Annotated in this window: 13 protein-coding genes and 1 riboswitch; of the genes, 6 read left to right on the forward strand and 7 right to left on the reverse strand. The window is 73.0% G+C overall.

The features are described 5' to 3' along the window. Positions 1-5: 5 nt before the first annotated feature. Genes AB0D45_RS11130 through ribD form a run of 4 tightly spaced genes read right to left on the reverse strand, consistent with a single transcriptional unit; the run spans position 6 to position 3,633 of the window. Entirely contained in the window at positions 6-1,298 is a 1,293-nt protein-coding gene (locus tag AB0D45_RS11130; protein WP_361603387.1) for a bifunctional 3,4-dihydroxy-2-butanone-4-phosphate synthase/GTP cyclohydrolase II, read from the reverse strand. Continuing rightward, positions 1,295-1,948 (reverse strand): nicotinamide mononucleotide transporter family protein, encoded by a 654-nt coding sequence (locus AB0D45_RS11135; RefSeq protein ID WP_361603390.1) that lies wholly within the window; start codon positions 1,946-1,948, stop codon positions 1,295-1,297. Before AB0D45_RS11135 ends, AB0D45_RS11130 begins: the two co-directional genes overlap by 4 nt. Beyond that, positions 1,945-2,568 carry a riboflavin synthase gene (locus AB0D45_RS11140; RefSeq protein WP_361603393.1) on the reverse strand — a complete coding sequence of 208 codons (624 nt, stop codon included), beginning with the start codon at positions 2,566-2,568 and terminating at the stop codon, positions 1,945-1,947. Before AB0D45_RS11140 ends, AB0D45_RS11135 begins: the two co-directional genes overlap by 4 nt. Beyond that, positions 2,569-3,633, reverse strand: coding sequence for a bifunctional diaminohydroxyphosphoribosylaminopyrimidine deaminase/5-amino-6-(5-phosphoribosylamino)uracil reductase RibD (ribD, locus tag AB0D45_RS11145; protein WP_362457244.1), 1,065 nt, complete (start codon positions 3,631-3,633; stop codon positions 2,569-2,571). 218 nt (positions 3,634-3,851) lie between these two features. Beyond that, a riboswitch (FMN riboswitch) is annotated at positions 3,852-3,981 on the reverse strand. A 299-nt stretch (positions 3,982-4,280) separates the two neighbouring features. Here ribD and AB0D45_RS11150 point away from each other — a divergent pair. Beyond that, positions 4,281-6,632: a chitinase C-terminal domain-containing protein gene (locus tag AB0D45_RS11150; protein ID WP_362457171.1), complete on the forward strand. Its 2,352-nt coding sequence runs from the start codon at positions 4,281-4,283 to the stop codon at positions 6,630-6,632. A 181-nt stretch (positions 6,633-6,813) separates the two neighbouring features. After that, positions 6,814-7,551: an NAD(P)H-binding protein gene (locus tag AB0D45_RS11155; protein ID WP_362457174.1), complete on the forward strand. Its 738-nt coding sequence runs from the start codon at positions 6,814-6,816 to the stop codon at positions 7,549-7,551. 4 nt (positions 7,552-7,555) lie between these two features. Here AB0D45_RS11155 and AB0D45_RS11160 read toward each other — a convergent pair whose 3' ends face one another. Beyond that, on the reverse strand, positions 7,556-8,725 hold the full coding sequence (locus tag AB0D45_RS11160) for an ROK family transcriptional regulator (RefSeq protein WP_362457177.1): 1,170 nt from the start codon (positions 8,723-8,725) through the stop codon (positions 7,556-7,558). Positions 8,726-8,780: 55 nt separating this feature from the next. On the opposite strand from AB0D45_RS11160, the gene AB0D45_RS11165 reads away from it, so the two are divergent. The 3 genes from AB0D45_RS11165 (at position 8,781) to AB0D45_RS11175 (ending at position 12,212) form a co-directional block, all read left to right on the forward strand. Further along, complete coding sequence (locus tag AB0D45_RS11165) at positions 8,781-9,989, forward strand: MFS transporter (protein ID WP_362457180.1); 1,209 nt, start codon at positions 8,781-8,783, stop codon at positions 9,987-9,989. 80 nt (positions 9,990-10,069) lie between these two features. Continuing rightward, positions 10,070-11,458 (forward strand): solute carrier family 23 protein, encoded by a 1,389-nt coding sequence (locus AB0D45_RS11170; protein WP_362457247.1) that lies wholly within the window; start codon positions 10,070-10,072, stop codon positions 11,456-11,458. Positions 11,459-11,534: 76 nt separating this feature from the next. Next, entirely contained in the window at positions 11,535-12,212 is a 678-nt protein-coding gene (locus AB0D45_RS11175) for a DUF5995 family protein (protein WP_362457183.1), read from the forward strand. A 227-nt stretch (positions 12,213-12,439) separates the two neighbouring features. Here the strand turns inward: AB0D45_RS11175 and AB0D45_RS11180 are convergent, their stop codons facing one another. Then, positions 12,440-14,137 carry an NAD(P)/FAD-dependent oxidoreductase gene (locus AB0D45_RS11180; protein WP_361609723.1) on the reverse strand — a complete coding sequence of 566 codons (1,698 nt, stop codon included), beginning with the start codon at positions 14,135-14,137 and terminating at the stop codon, positions 12,440-12,442. 56 nt (positions 14,138-14,193) lie between these two features. Continuing rightward, positions 14,194-14,994, reverse strand: a complete 801-nt coding sequence (locus AB0D45_RS11185) for a carbon-nitrogen hydrolase family protein (RefSeq protein WP_361609725.1) — start codon at positions 14,992-14,994, stop codon at positions 14,194-14,196. A gap of 615 nt (positions 14,995-15,609) precedes the next feature. On the opposite strand from AB0D45_RS11185, the gene AB0D45_RS11190 reads away from it, so the two are divergent. Beyond that, positions 15,610-15,903, forward strand: a complete 294-nt coding sequence (locus AB0D45_RS11190) for a WhiB family transcriptional regulator (protein ID WP_362457186.1) — start codon at positions 15,610-15,612, stop codon at positions 15,901-15,903. Positions 15,904-15,914: the final 11 nt, after the last annotated feature.

Here is a 15,914-nt window from a genome sequence, read left to right on the forward strand (position 1 = left end):
CGTGCTTACTGGTTGCCGCAGGCGGAGGTGGGTACGGCACCCTCCAGCCAGGGCAGGTCGTGCCCCATCCGGTCCCGCTTGGTGCGCAGGTACCGCAGGTTGTGCTCGCCCGCCTCGACGGGCATGGGCTCCCGGCCGGCGACGGTGATGCCGTGGCGGACGAGGGCGTCGGACTTGTCGGGGTTGTTGGTCAGCAGCCGGACGCTGCGGACGCCGAGGTCGGCGAGGATCTGGGCGCCGGCCCCGTAGTCGCGGGCGTCGGCGGGCAGGCCGAGTTCCAGGTTGGCGTCCAGGGTGTCGCGGCCGCGCTCCTGGAGTTCGTAGGCGCGCATCTTGGACAGCAATCCGATGCCCCGGCCCTCGTGGCCGCGCAGGTAGACGACCACGCCGCGGCCCTCGGCCTGGATGCGGGCCATGGAGGCCTGGAGCTGGGGGCCGCAGTCGCAGCGCTGGGACTGGAAGATGTCGCCGGTCAGGCATTCGGAGTGCATCCGGACCAGGACGTCCTCGCCGTCGCCGATCTCACCGGTGACGAGGGCGACGTGCTCGACGCCGTCGGCGGTGGAGCGGTAGCCGTACGCCGTGAACTCGCCGGCGGCGGTCGGCAGGCTGACCTCGGCCTCGCGGCGCACGGTCGGCTCGGCGGAGCGGCGGTAGGCGATCAGGTCCTCGATGGAGATGATCGTCAGGCCGTGCTTGCGGGCGAAGGGGATCAGCTCGGGCAGCCGCAGCATCACCCCGTCCTCGCCGGCGATCTCCACGATGGCGCCGGCGGGCCGCAGGCCCGCGAGGCGGGCGAGGTCGACGGCGGCCTCGGTGTGGCCGTTGCGGACCAGGACGCCGCCGGGCTTGGCGCGCAGCGGGAAGATGTGGCCGGGGCGGACGAAGTCGCCCGCCTCGGAGGTGCCGTTGGCCAGCAGGCGCAGGGTGGTGGCGCGGTCGGCGGCGGAGATGCCGGTGGTGACGCCGTGGGCGGCGGTGGCGTCGACGGAGACGGTGAAGGCGGTCTTCATCGACTCGGTGTTGTTCTGGACCATCTGCGGGAGCTCGAGGCGCTCCAGCTCGGGGCCCTCCATCGGCGCGCAGATCAGGCCCCGGCACTCGCTCATCATGAACGCGACGATCTCGGGGGTGGCCTTCTCGGCGGCGATGACGAGGTCGCCCTCGTTCTCGCGGTCCTCGTCGTCGACGACGACCACGGGACGGCCGGCGGCGATGTCGCGGATGGCCTGCTCGACGGGGTCGAGGCGGAAGGTCTCCTGGGCGGGGTCCGGCACGGACTTGAGGATGGTGGTCATGCCGTTGCTCCTTCGAGGGCCGTGGCGGGGGTGGTGCGCGAGCGCTGGTACCAGTCGTAGGCGCCCCACAGGACGAGCGCGAAGTAGACGACGTAGACGAGGCCGGAGAAGACCAGGCCGCTGTTGAAGGCGAGGGGCACGCCGACGAGGTCGACGAGGAGCCAGGCGAACCAGAACTCCACGAGGCCGCGGGCCTGGGCCACCATCGCCACGATCGTGCCGACGAAGATGTAGGCGTCGGCCCACGGGCTCCACGACAGGGCCGGGTAGAGGGTGAACAGGCCGCCGACGGCGAGGGTGCCCGCCGCCGCCCCGGCCAGGAGCAGTCCGCGCTCCTTCCAGGTGGCGGTGCGCACGGCGATGGAGCCGTCCTGGGCGCTGCGGCGGCCGAGCTGCCAGGCGCGCCAGCCCCAGACCGCGACGGAGATCACCAGCAGCTGCTTGCCGATGCCGCCCGCGAGGTGGGCGGAGGCGTAGGCGGCGACGAGGATCAGGCCGGACAGCAGCTGGGCGGGCCAGGTCCATATGGAGCGCCGCCAGCCGAGGGCGAGGGCGGCCAGGCCCATCAGGTTGCCGATCATGTCGGACCAGATGACCTTCTGGCCGAAGACCTCGAAGGCCTGGGCGTTGAGCCAGGTCAGGGCGGTCACTGGTCCGTCTCCTTCGCGTCGAGGGGGTTCACGCCGGCGGCCAGCAGGCGCTCGACGTACTTCGCGAGGACGTCGACCTCGAGGTTGACCGGGTCTCCGCTCTGCTTGATGCCGAGGGTGGTCAGCGCGAGGGTGGTGGGGATGAGGCTGATGGTGAAGTAGTCGGCGGCGGCCTCGACCACGGTGAGGCTCACGCCGTCCACAGTGATAGAGCCCTTCTCTACGACGTACCTTGCGAGGTTCTCCGGCAGCGAGACCTTGACGATCTCCCAGTGCTCCGAGGGGGTGCGGGAGAGGATCCGTCCGGTGCCGTCCACGTGGCCCTGGACGAGGTGGCCGCCGAGCCGTCCGCCGAGGGCCATGGGGCGCTCCAGGTTCACCCGGGAGCCGGCGGCCAGCGCACCGAGGCTGGAGCGCTTGAGCGTCTCCTGCATGACGTCGGCGGTGAACTCGCCGTCCGCGGTGTCCACCACGGTCAGGCAGACGCCGTTGACGGCGATCGAGTCGCCGTGCTTGGCGCCTTCGGTCACGACGGGGCCGCGCAGACGGAAGCGGGAGGCTTCGGCGAGCTGCTCGACGGCGGTGACCTCGCCCAGTTCTTCGACGATTCCGGTGAACACTCAGTGCTCCTTGGGGGCGTGGGTGGGGACGGCGGTGATGCGCAGGTCGGTGCCGGTGCGGACGGCTTCGGTGATCTCGAGGCGGACCGCGTGGGCGATGTTCGTGATGCCGGCGCCGGCGAGGGCGGCGGGGCCGGCGCCGAGGAGGGCCGGGGCGATGTAGCCGACGACGCGGTCGACCACCCCGGCCTCAAGGAAGGCTCCGGCGAGGGTGGGGCCGCCTTCGAGGAGGACGGAGCGCACGCCGCGTGCGTACAGCCGCTCGAGGAGTTCGCGGACGTCGACGCGGCCGTCGTGCAGCGGGAGCCGCAGGACGTCGGTGCCGGGCAGGTGCGAGGTGTCGGCGTCCTCGCCGGTGACGAGCAGGGTCGGGGCGGCGTCGTCCAGGATCCGGGCGGCCGGCGGCAGGCCGGCGCGGGTGTCGAGGGCGACGCGCAGCGGCTGGACGGCCCCGTCGATGCCGCGGACGGCCAGGTGCGGGTCGTCGGCGCGCAGGGTGCCGCCGCCGACGAGGACCGCGTCGGCCTCGGCGCGCAGCCGGTGCACGTCGGCGCGGGACTCCGGGGAGGTGATCCAGCGGCTGCTGCCGTCCTCGGCGGCGCTGCGGCCGTCGAGGGTGGCGGCGTACTTCCAGGTGACGTGGGGGCGGCCCAGGCGCACGGAGGTCAGCCAGGCGGCGTTGCCCTGCTCGGCCTCGTCGGCGAGGAGGCCCGCCTCGGTGCGGACCCCGGCGGCGCGCAGGGTGGCTCCGCCGCCGCTGGCCTGGGGGTTCGGGTCGGAGACGGCGTAGACCACGCGGGTGATCCCGGCCTCGATGAGCGCCTGGGCGCAGGGGCCGGTGCGGCCGGTGTGGTTGCAGGGCTCGAGGGTGACGTAGGCGGTGCCGCCGCGGGCGGCTTCCCCTGCGGCGCGCAGGGCGTGGACCTCGGCGTGGGGGCCGCCCGCCCGCTCGTGCCAGCCTTCGCCGACGACGGTGCCCGCGGGGTCGGTGATGACGCAGCCGACGACGGGGTTGGGGCTGGTGGAGCCGAGTCCGCGGGAGGCCAGCTCGACGGCCCGGCGCATCGCGGTGACGCTCGGGTCGGGTGCTGCCTGCGCGGCGTGTGTCGCCACCGGGTCCTCCTGCCTCATCGGGCACGGACTCCGGGGCCTGTCGGGATACGACAGATGAAGCGGGTGAGCACACGCGGGGACGCCGAGGCCGGAGATACGGTCCTTCCGACACGTATCCGCTGGGGATACGCCGATGGACCGCCGACGGCGGCGTACCGGTGACTGGCCCGCCGCGCACTGCCTCCCATCCGGACTTTAACCGTCGGTCCAGGAATTTCACCTGGTCAACCGGCCGCTGGATGCGGACGGGTCGCGGACTATACCGCCGGTTCGGAATTACACCGACCCCGGAGTGCGCTGCTACTGGTACTAGGGCCAGTGTGCCACGGGTGATCCGCGGCCATGCGGGTGAAGCGCTGTGGCCTGGCTCACAGGCCGGCCGTTTTCGAGCGCCCCTCGTGCGCCGGTGGCGCCAGGACATCCACCCCGCCCCGCTTTGGTCCAGACCTATTGACGGGTTGGTCTAGTCCTCTTAACGTTCCCTTCATCTTCCCCGGGAGCCGGCCTGCCGACGTGCGCACGTCACGGGCCAACCAGCGCCGCCTTTCCGCCAGTTGCCGCACGTCGGCCCTGCCATCCTCCCCTCCCCAGGAGGCACCATGCCGTCCCCCACACGTACGAGAGCGATGCTCCTGGCATCCGGCGCCGCAATCGCCGCGATGCTGGCCGGCGGGCTCTCCGCGGGCGTCTCGCACGCCGCCGACAACGAATCGTGCCGCCCCGACGGGCTCTACAAGACCGCCGGCGTCGACGTCCCGTACTGCTCCGTCTACGACTCCGAAGGCCGCGAGAAGATGGGCGCCGACCACCAGCGCCGCGTCATCGGCTACTTCACCGGCTGGCGCACCGGCAAGGACGGCACACCCGCCTACCTCGCCAACAACGTCCCGTGGTCCAAGGTCACCCATCTGAACTACGCCTTCGCCCACGTCGGCGCCGACAACAAGATCTCGGTCGGCGCCGACAACGCGAACAACGCCGCCACCGGGATGACCTGGCCGGGGGTCGCGGGCGCCGAGATGGACCCGGCCCTCCCCTACAAGGGCCACTTCAACCTGCTCAACAAGTTCAAGAAGCAGTACCCGAACGTCAAGACGCTCATCTCGGTGGGCGGCTGGGCCGAGACGGGCGGCTACTTCGGCGACGACGGCAACCGCGTCGCCTCCGGCGGGTTCTACTCGATGGCCACCAACGCCGACGGCTCCGTCAACACCGCGGGCATCAACACCTTCGCGGACTCCTCCGTCGAGTTCGTCCGCACGTACGGCTTCAACGGCGTCGACATCGACTACGAGTACCCGACCACCATGAAGGACGCGGGCAACCCGCTGGACTGGCAGCTGTCCAACGCCCGCCGCGCCGGCCTGGTCAAGGGCTACGACGTCCTCATGAAGACCCTCCGCGAGAAGCTCGACCGCGCGGGCGCCGCCGACGGCAGGCACTACCTGCTCTCCGTCGCCGCCCCCTCCTCCGGCTACCTGCTGCGCGGCATGGAGACGTTCCAGATGCAGCAGTACCTGGACTACGTCAACATCATGTCCTACGACCTGCACGGCGCCTGGAACGAGTACGTCGGCCCCAACGCCTCCCTCTTCGACGACGGCAAGGACGCCGAACTGGCGGCCGCGGGCGTCTACTCCACCTCCCAGTACGGCGGCGTCGGCTACCTCAACACCGACTGGGCCTACCACTACTTCCGCGGCTCGATGCCGTCCGGCCGGATCAACATCGGCCTGCCGTACTACACCCGCGGCTTCAAGAACGTGCAGGGCGGCACGGACGGCCTGTGGGGCAAGGCGCCTGCCACCAGCTGCCCGGCGGGCGCCGGTCTGACCAAGTGCGGTGACGGCGCGGTCGGCATCGACAACCTCTGGCACGACCTGGACGCCAACGGCGCCGAGTCCCCGGCGGGCTCCAACCCGATGTGGCACGCGAAGAACCTGGAGAAGGGCGTCGTCGGCGACTACGTCACGAAGTACGGCTTCCCCGCGAACACCACGCTGACCGGCAGCTACGCCCGCAAGTACGACTCCACGCTGGTGGCGCCGTGGCTGTGGAACGCGCAGAAGAAGGTCTTCCTGTCGACGGAGGACGAGCAGTCGGTGGCCGCCAAGGCCGACTACGTGGTGAACAAGGGCATCGGCGGCACGATGGTCTGGGAGCTGGCCGGCGACTACGCGTACAACGCGGCCAAGGGCCAGTACGAGACGGGCGACACGCTCACCTCCCTGATGTACGACAAGTTCAAGGCCGCCGCCCCGTACGGGGCGAAGAAGGCGGGCTCGGCCCTGCCGGCGCAGGCCGTGGACATCAAGACGGAGTTCACCGACTTCAAGCTGGGCGACTCCAACTACCCGATCACCCCCAAGCTCAAGATCACCAACAACACCAGGAGCACGCTGCCCGGCGGCACCGAGTTCCAGTTCGACTACGGCACCTCCGCCCCGGCCAACGCCTCGGACCAGTCCGGCTTCGGCACCAAAGTGATCGCCACCGGCCACAGCGGCAGCAACGCCGGCGGCCTCAAGGGCGACTTCCAGCGGGTCTCCCTGAAGCTCCCGGCCTGGCAGTCGCTGGCCCCGGGCGCCTCGGTCGACCTGGCGTTCAACTACTACCTGCCGGTGTCCACGCCCTCCAACTGGACGGTCACCGTCTCCGGCACCGCCTACGCCCTCACCGGGGACCGGGCGCGCGGCGCCACGCCGACGGAGCCCGGCGGCACCCAGCCGCCGACCACGCCTCCCACCACCCCGCCGACCACTCCCCCGACGACGCCGCCGACCACCCCCGGGGCCTGCACCGGCCCGGCGTACGCGGCCGGCACGGTCTACAACGCGGGGAGCGTGGTCGCACACAAGGGCCACACCTGGAAGGCCCAGTGGTGGACGCAGAACGAGGAGCCCGGCACCACCGGCCAATGGGGCGTCTGGAAGGACCTGGGCGCCTGCTGACCCACCACCCCCGGTCAGAGCAGCGCAGACGAGGACCCGGCGGCCGACGGCCGCCGGGTCCTCGCGCATGCGGCGCCCCCGCGCGGAACTCCCGCGGAACTTTTCCGCGGGGGCTGTCACGTTCCGGCGGGCTGCCCTGTCACCTGGGTGCAAGCACCGCCCCAGGGAAGGACCCCACATCATGAGCACGATCCTCGTCACCGGCGGCACCGGGAACCTCGGGGCCCTCGTCGTCACCCGGCTGCGCGGCCGGGGAGACGACGTCCGGGTCCTGAGCCGGAGCTCCGCCGACTTCCCCGTCGACCTGCGCGACGGCACCGGGCTGGACGCGGCGATGGCCGGCGCGCAGGTGGTGGTGCACTGCGCGAGCTCGCCCCGCGGGGGTGACGACGTGGCGGCCGGGCACCTGATCGAGGCGGCCCGGCGCAGCGGCACCGTCACGAACGTCGTCTACATCTCGATCGTCGGGGTGGACGAGATCCCGTTCCCCTACTACAAGGTCAAGCTCCGGGTGGAGCGGCTGCTGGAGGAGTCGGGGCTCGGGGTGACGATCCTGCGGACCACCCAGTTCCACGATCTGGTGGCCCAGGTGGTGGACGCGGCCGCCAAGCTGCCGGTGGTCCCGCTGCCCGGCGGCGTGCGGATCCAGCCCATCGCCGTGGAGGAGGTCGCGGACCGGCTGGCCGAGCTGGCCGTCCCGGCTGCGGCGGGCCGGGTGGCGGACATGGGCGGCCCGGAGGTCCGCACCCTCCAGGAGTGGGGCCGCCTGCACCTCGCGGCGACCGGCCGCAGGCGCCGTGTGGTCCCGCTGCCGCTCGCGGGCAAGGCGTACGCGGGCTTCCGGCGCGGCGGCAACCTGACGCCCGGGCAGGCGGTGGGCCGCGGGACCTACGCGGAGTACCTGGAGCGGCGGGGCTGAGCGGTCAGCCGAAGAGGGCGTCCTGGGCGGCCTCCCGGGCGGCGAGGCGGGCGCCCTCCAGGACGGCCGGGCCGCCCAGGGCGGTGGCGCGGACCGCCGTCGGGACGGGGGTCAGGGTGGTCAGGCGGTGTGCGACGCGGGCGGCGAGGGCCGGCCCGCCCGCGCGGCCGATCTCCCCGCCGAGGACCACGCAGCCCGGGTCCAGGATCGCGGCGACCGCTGCGGCCGCGAGGGAGAGCCGCTCGGCGAGGGCGTCCAGGAAGGCCTCCCCGGCGGCGCCGGCGACGGCCTCCTCCACCGGCCCGGCGAAGCCGTGTTCCGCCGCCAGCGCGGCCACCGCCGCCCGGCCGGCCAGGGCGTGGAAGCCGCCGCCGCAGTCGGTGGCCGAGGGGAGGCCGCCGGTGCCGGGTACCGGCAGGAAGCCGATCTCCCCGGCCCCGCCGGAGGCGCCCCGGCGCAGCCGCCCGTCCAGCACGACGGCGGCGCCGACCCCCGCGCCGAGCCACAGCAGTACGAAGGAGTCCAGGTCGCGGGCGGCGCCGGTGCGCTGCTCGGCCAGGGCCGCCAGGTTGGTCTCGTTCTCCACCACCACCTGGGCGGGCAGCCTCCGCTGGAGGGCGGCCACCAGGTCCCGGTGCCAGGCGGGCAGGCCGCCGGTGTCGCGCAGCTCGCCGCTCGCCGGGGCGACGAGCCCGGGGGCGCCGACGACCACGGTGTGCAGCTGCCGGGTGCCCGCCTCGCGGGCCAGCTCCTCCAGCCGGTCCACGGCCTCGCCGACCGCGTCGACGGGCAGGGCGGCCCGGGCCAGGGGGCGTCCGAGCAGGTCGGTGACCACGGCCGTCGCGCTGTCGGTCCGTACGTCCAGCGCGGCCAGGTGGGCCCGGTCGGCGACGATCCCGTAGAGGCGGGCGTTGGGGCCGCGGCGCTGTGCGCCGGACTCCCCGACGATCTGGATGAGCCCGGCCGCGCCGAGCCGTTCGACGAGGTCGGCGACGGAGGGGCGGGACAGGCCGGTCAGCCGCTTGAGCTGGGCCGCCGTCAGGGGGCCCTCCGCCTGGAGGAGTTCGAGCGCGAGGCGGTCGTTGATGGCCCGGGCCGTGCTCGGCGAGGCGGGGGACGGCACGGTCGGCGCGGTGGCGGGGGTCGGCACCTTGGCAGGGATCACGGCGCCCATCTTAAGGAGGGAACGGCCACTAACTATCAGGCAGGCTCCCTGATAGTTTACGTCCATGACCGGGGAATCCGACCTCAGCCCGGCGCGCCTGCGCCATGCCCGCTTCGCGATCGCCGCCGTCTTCTGCGCCCACGGCGCCGTCACCGGCTCCTTCGCCACCCGCATCCCGTGGATCCAGGAGCACGCCCAGCTCGGTGCGGGCACCTTGGGCCTGGCCCTCGCCTTCCCCGCCCTGGGCGCGGCGCTTGCGATGCCGCTGGCCGGGCGGATCAACCACCGCTTCGGCGCCCGCACCGCCCTGCGCGGGATGCTGGCGCTGTGGACCCTGTCGCTGGCGCTGCCGAGCCTGGCTCCGGACCTGTGGACGCTCTGCGCCGCACTGTTCGTCTACGGGGCCACCTCCGGCCTGTCGGACGTGGCGATGAACGCCCTCGGGGTGGAGACCGAGAACCGGCTCGGCCGTTCCGTCATGTCCTCGCTGCACGGCATGTGGAGCGTCGGCGCGCTGCTGGGATCGGCCGCCGGTACGGTCGCCGCGCACGCGGGGACCGACGCCCGGCTCCACCACCTGGTGGCCGCGCTGGCCCTGACCGCGGCCGGGCTGGTGGCCGTACGCGGGGTGCTGGACCTGCGGGCGGAGCGGGAGGCGGAGGCTCCGCCGCGCTTCGCCCGGCCCCCGAAGGCGGCCCTGCTGATCGGCGGGGTGGGTTTCTGCGCGGTCTTCGCCGAGGGGGCGAGCCTGGACTGGTCGGCCGTGTACCTGCGGGACGTCCTGGACGCGGCGGCGGGCCCGGCCGCCGCCTCCACGACGGCCTTCGCGCTGACCATGGCGCTGGCCCGGCTGGCCGGGGACCGGGTGGTCGACCGGTTCGGGGCGGTGCGCACGGTGCGCGCGGGCGGGGCGTTGGCCGTCGCGGGCGGGCTGGTGGTGGTCGGCGTGCGGCATCCGGCGGCGGCCATGGCGGGCTTCGCACTCATCGGGCTCGGCATCGCGGTGGTGGTGCCGCTGGCCTTCGCGGCGGCGGCGCGCAGCGGCCCGGCTCCGGCGCAGGCCATCGCGGGGGTCGCGACGATCACCTACACCTCGGGGCTGATCGCCCCGTCGGCGATCGGCGCGGTGGCGGACGCCAGCTCGCTGGTGGTGTCGTTCGCACTGGTGACCCTGCTGGCGTGCGCGCTGACCGTCGGGGCGGGCGTCCTGCGGCCGAGGCCGGAGCCGGTCGGCTCCGCCAACCGGGACGAACCCGCCCCTATCCGGCCGTAATATATCCGCTGGCCCGCTGCGCGACCGACCGGCAGGCGGCCAGGATGCTTGATCGGCCGACGGAACGGAAGTGGTGGGACATGGGCTTCGGCGTGCGCTGGACCCTGCACGGAGACGGGCGGACCCCCGCTCCCGGCGCGGTGGTGCGGCCGGAGGAGCGGCTGTCGTGGCCCCGCACCGCCGGGCTCGGCGCCCAGCACGTCGTGGCGATGTTCGGCGCGAGCTTCGTCGCCCCGGTCCTCATGGGCCTGGACCCGAACCTGGCGATCATGATGTCGGGCGTCGCGACGGTGATCTTCCTGCTCGCGACGCGCGGCCGGGTCCCCTCCTACCTGGGCTGCTCGCTCTCCTTCGTCGGCGTCGCCGCGGCGATCCGGGCGGGCGGCGGTGACAGCGCGGTGGTCACCGGGGCGGTGTTCACCGTCGGCGCGGCGCTGTTCCTGGCGGGCCTGGCCGTCCAGCGGTTCGGGGCGCGGATCATCCACGCGGCGATGCCGCCGGTGGTGACGGGCGCGGTCGTCATGCTGATCGGCTTCAACCTGGCGCCGGTGACGGCGTCGACGTACTGGCCGCAGGACCAGTGGACGGCGCTGCTGACCATGCTGTTCACCGGGCTCGCGGTCGTGTGCCTGCGCGGGTTCTGGTCGCGCATCGCGATCTTCCTGGGGCTGGTCTTCGGGTACGCCCTCTCCTGGCTCTCCGACCTGGTCCTCGGCAGGATCCACTCCCCGGTGGGCGGGACCGGGGCGGTGGACCACTGGCGGCTCGACCTCTCCGGTGTGGGCAAGGCCGACTGGATCGGGCTGCCGTCCTTCCACGCGCCGTCCTTCGAGTGGTCGGCGATCCTCATCGCGCTGCCGGTGGTGATCGCGCTGATCGCCGAGAACGCCGGGCACATCAAGGCCGTCGGCGAGATGACCGGCGACCCCCTCGACGACAAGCTCGGCACCGCCATCGCCGCCGACGGCGCGGCGTCCATGCTGTCCACGGCGGTCGGCGGCCCGCCGAACACCACCTACTCCGAGAACATCGGGGTGATGGCCGCCACCCGCGTCTACTCCACGGCCGCCTACTGGGCGGCGGCCGGCTTCGCCCTGCTCTTCGGCCTGTGCCCGAAGTTCGGCGCCGTCGTCGCCGCGATCCCCGGCGGGGTGCTCGGCGGCATCACCGTGATCCTGTACGGCATGATCGGCCTGCTCGGCGCGCAGATCTGGCTGAACGGCCGGGTGGACCTGCGCAATCCGCTGAACCTGGTACCGGCCGCCGCAGGCATCATCATCGGCGTCGGCGGGGTGAAGCTCCGGTTCACCGACAGCTTCGAACTGGGCGGCATCGCGCTCGGCACGATCGTGGTGATCACCGGTTACCACGCGCTGCGCTACTTCGCCCCCGCGCACCTGAAGGAACAGCGGCCGCTGCTCGACGCCGGCACCTCGGACTACGACAGCGGCGCAGGCAAGCGGGGTTGACGGGCCTTTCGCCCGAACCGGCGAAGGAGACGGCCAAGTTCCCCGCGCGGGGCGTCCCGGCTGGGACGCTGCCCCCATGGAAGCGGTACTCGCGCGGATGCGCGCCCTCGACGAGCGGCTCCCCGCGCAGGACGGTGTGGCCGTCTTCAACCGGGTGTACATGACCGTGACGCAGACCCTGCACCGGCGGATCGGGCAGGGCCGGTTCCCGGCGCCCCGGCGCGCCGAGACACTGGCCGTCCGCTTCGCCGAGCGGTACCTGACGGCGGTGGAGGCGGACCGGGCCCCCGCCTGCTGGCGCCCGCTGCTCCAGTACCGCCGCCATCCGGGCGTGCGCCCGCTCCAGCACGCGCTGGCCGGGATCAACGCCCACATCGGGCACGACCTGGCCCTGGCGGTGGTGTCCACCTGCCGCGTGCTGGACTGCCCGCCCTCGGCCCTCGAAGCCGACTTCCACCAGGTCGGCGACACCCTGGTCGCCCTGGAGGAACGCATCCGCGAGGACCTGATGCCGGGGCCGGACCTGCTGGAGATCGCCGACCCGCTCACGCACCTGCTCGGCTCCTGGAGCCTGGAGCGCGCCCGCTCGGGCGCCTGGGCCTCGGCGCGCCTGCTGTGGACCCTGCGCCGCTCCCCCGACCTGGCCGAGGAGTTCGAGGAGTCCCTCGACGCGGGCGTCGGCCTGGTGGGCCGCTGCCTCCTGACCCCGACGGGCCGCCGCCCTGCCGGGCGGGGCTGCGCGCTCCCCTGGTGACGCCGTTGGCGGGGCTACGTGTAGCCCCGCCGGCGTTCGAGGCGAGAACGGGTGAAGGGCGGGTAGGGGACCTCGCCCCGCGCAGCGGCACACGCACCCGCACCCGCCCACCGGCCCGGACGCACGAACCGGCCCCGCCCCGCACACGCCGGACGGAGTCCGGCGCAGCGGCGCGAAGCCGGTAAGGCGCCTTGGCGCCGCACCGCGCGAGCGGTGCGTCGAGAGGATCAGTCCTCGGGGAGTTCGACCGGGGCGATCTCGTCGTAGACGTCGCCCGGGCCGGGGTTGGCGGCGTCCGTCGAGCCGCCGAGGTGGTGCATGACGCCCCAGACCGCGTTCAGGGCGGTCTGGACGGCGCCCTCGGCCCAGCCGGCCGTCCAGGAGATGTCGTCGCCCGCGAGGAAGATGCCGCGCTTGTCCTCGGGGAGGCGGTCCTGCATGAAGTGGGTGAACAGGCGCCGCTGGTAGCGGTAGTGACCCGGCAGGTTGGCCTTGAACGCGCCCATGAAGTAGGGCTCGTTCTCCCAGGACACGGTCACCGGGTTGCCGATGATGTGGCGGCGGATGTCGACCTTGGGGTAGATCTCGCCGAGGGACTTCAGCATGACCTCCATCCGCTCGCTCGCGGACAGCGGCAGCCACTTCAGGCTGTCGTCGCACCAGGTGTACGACAGGCAGATGACCGCCGGCTGGTCCGGGCCGTTGTCCAGCAGGTAGGTGCCGCGGGTCATGCGGTCCGTGAGCGTCATCGACATGACGTCGCGGCCCGTCTCCTCGTCCTTGTCCAGCCAGAAGGGGCGGTCGACGGGGATGAAGAGCTTGCTGGACTCCATGTAGTGGGTGCGCTCGATCGCCGTCCAGTGGTCGATCGGGAAGAGCGTGTCGTCACAGGCGATCTTGGACAGCAGCATCCACGACTGGGCCGTGAAGATCGCGGCGCGGTAGGTGCGGATGTCGCCGGAGGCGTCGGTGACGGTGATGCGGTTGCCGGCCGTGCGGTGCAGGCGGGTCACGGCCGGGCGCGGGGCGCCGTCGTGCAGGGAGGACAGGGACGTGCCCTGGGCCCAGTAAAGGATCTTCTCGGGCTCGCGCTCCCACAGGCGCAGCGGCAGCTGCTGCGAGCCGCCGACGATGCCCCGGTGGTGGTCGTCCGCCTCGGTGTAGACGACGCGCAGGATCTCCAGGATGGAGTTCGGGAAGTCCGTGTCCCAGCCGCCGGTGCCGAAGCCGACCTGGCCGAAGATCTCGCGCTTGCGGAAGGACTTGAAGGCCTCGGACTTGCAGAGGAACCCGTAGAAGGTCTCGTCGTCCAGCTTCTCGACGAGCTTCGCCCAGATCTCGCGGATGCGCGGGACGTCACGCTCGCGCATCGCGGTGTTCATGTCGGAGAAGTCGGCGCCCTCGTCGAGGCAGGCGTTCCACGCGGCGGCGACGTCGCGGTAGACCTGCGGGAGGTCGGCGATGGTCTCGGCGTAGTGGGTCTCGCCCTTGAGGTCCACGACCGTGGAGGGGGTGGCCTCGGCCAGCGGGTTCGGGAAGGGCTGGGTCTGCAGGCCCACCAGGTCGATGTAGTGCTGGAGCGCGGTGGAGGACGGCGGGAAGCGCATGGCGCCCATCTCCGCGGTCAGGCCCTCGGTACCGGCGCCCTCGAAGCCGACCGTGCGCAGCCGGCCGCCGATCTGGTCGGCCTCGTACACGACGGGCTTGAGGCCCATCTTCATCAGCTCGTAGGCGGAGATGATGCCGGACAGGCCGCCGCCGATGACGGCGACCTCGGTGCCGTGCTCGGTCGCCGGTATCTGGCCCAGGCCCGCCGGGTGGGCGAGGAAGTCGTCGTAGGCGTACGGGAAGTCCGGCCCGAACATGGTGATCGGGGGCTGACCGTCGCTGTGCGGGACGGCGGTGGTGGGCACCGTGGACGTCATGGGGGTACGTCTCCTTGCGGCAGAGCAGGCGGGGCGGGGAGGGCGGAGCGGGGGGCTTAGACGAGGGAGGCGTAGAGCCCCGGGCGGCGGTCGCGCAGGTACGGGTTGGTCTCGCGCGAGGCGGCCAGCAGCTCGGCGTCGACCTCCCCGTAGACCATCTCCTCGCCGCGGCCGGCACGGGTGCGGGTGACACCGTCGGGACTGGCGAGGCAGCTGAGGCCGACGAACTCGAACGCGCCCTCGGGGCCGGTCCGGTTGACGTACGCGATGTACATCTGGTTCTCGAAGGCCCGTACGGGCACGAGCTGTTCGGCGACGAACTGGAAGGGGTGCATCTGCGCGGTCGGGACCAGGAGGAGGTCGGTCCCGGCGAGCGCGTGGGCCCGTACGTTCTCCGGGAACTCCACGTCGTAGCAGATCATGATGCCGACGCGGAGGCCGTTCAGGTCCGCCTGGACGACGGGGGCGTCGCCGGGGGTGAAGGCGTCCTGCTCGAAGCAGCCGAACAGGTGGGTCTTGCGGTAGTTCGCCAGCCGCGAGCCGTCGGGGCCGACCAGCTGCGCCGAGTTGTAGACGGTCTCGCCGTCGCGCTCGGGGTAGCCGTACAGGACGGCGATCCCGTGGCGGCGGGCGATGCCGGCGACGGCGTGGGCGGACTCGCCGTCGGCCGGTTCGGCGAACCCCGGTACGTCCTGGAGGTCCAGCGCGTACCCGGTCAGGAACATCTCCGAGGTCACGAGGAGCCCGGCCCCGCCCTGTGCGGCGCGCGCCGCGGCCTCGTCGAGCCGCTTCAGGTTCTCGGCGGTGTCGCCGAGCCGTCCGGAGCTCTGGAGGAGTGCGGTGCGCAGCGGGGGCATGGGCGTACCTCTGTGACAGGTGGGGCGGGGGGTCGTAAAACGGTACGTTCGGGCGTTCGATCCGGACAAGCCGTGAGCGTTGCGCTGGGCGCATCGATTCGTTGCGCGTTCTGCGGGGTGCACGGCGATTCGTTGCGCGGGCGGCGCGAGGGGCGCCCTGGGCGGGCCCGGGCGCGGCGCGCGGCGGGCGCCCGCCGGGGCGTAGCGTGCGGGGCGCCGTCCAGCACTGGGAGACGGTGCTGCGCATCCCCGGCGTCCAGCTGGACGGCCGGGCGGTACGGGCCGAACCCGCGCCGGAGGCCGTCCCTCCGGCACGAGGGCCCGCTCGTGGCGATGGCCGGGGAGCGGATGCGGCCGCCGGGCTGGACGGCGCAGGAAAACGATCATCCGTAACACGCTTTAACACGGGGTTCATTGAGTACCGCCGGAGTTGCCCGTAGCGTCGGCGGAACGGGAGCGCGGGCAGCGGGCGGACGTCCGTGGCGATGAACACGCGGCAGATCAGCGGTCGTCCGGCCCGCCACCGCGCTCCCGGTTCCCGCCCGCGTGGCGGTTCCGTGTTTCAGTGCGCGCCGAGCGGTCAGATGCGCTACGAGGCAACGGAAAGGACTCACCATGACCGACCTCTCACGCCTGCCCGGCCCGGCCCTCCACCACTGGCAGTGGCAGTCCCGGGCCGCCTGCCGGGCGCTCGGGCCCAGCCGGTTCTTCCACCCCGCCGGGGAGCGGGGGGAGGAACGCGACGACCGGGACCGGGCGGCGAAGCAGGTCTGCGCCGGCTGCCCCGTCCGCGCGGCCTGCCTGGAGCACGCGCTGCGCACCCGCGAGCCCTTCGGCGTCTGGGGCGGGCTGACGGAGGAGGAGCGCCGGGCCATGCTGGCCCCGAGCGCCCGCCCCGTCACCGTGTGACCACCACGAGC

The sequence above is a fragment of the Streptomyces sp. NPDC048352 genome (assembly GCF_040651895.1).
Classification (GTDB): Bacteria; Actinomycetota; Actinomycetes; order Streptomycetales; family Streptomycetaceae; genus Streptomyces.